The sequence below is a fragment of the Mycobacterium sp. NGS62 genome (assembly GCF_059812285.1).
Genome location: NZ_JCALCK010000103.1, coordinates 1 through 259, shown reverse-complemented (window position 1 = coordinate 259; position 259 = coordinate 1). Strand labels below are relative to the sequence as shown.

1 pseudogene is annotated in these 259 nt (G+C 64.5%); it reads right to left on the bottom strand.

The annotated features are described in order from the left end of the window. Nucleotide 1 precedes the first annotated feature (1 nt). Nucleotides 2–259, bottom strand: a pseudogene (locus AC5Y49_RS24895) (IS21 family transposase); the annotation flags it as partial.

Below are 259 nucleotides of genomic sequence, written 5' to 3'. Positions count from 1 at the left end.
CCTAGTAGTCACGTCCCAACCGCACCGCGGCCACCGTCTCGACTGTCGGCGCCACCGGCGGCAGGGACAGCATCTGGGCACGGTCGGCATCCAGGAAGTCGACCGGACGGCCATCCAAGACCCGCACTTGACGCGCGTTGGCGATCGGCAGCCATTGCTGCAGTTGATCATTGAAGTCCTGCGACGAGGCAAAGCTACGGCCGGGTAGGAACGAGGTCTCCAGATACCGGTTGGCCCGCTCCACCATCCCCTTGGATTC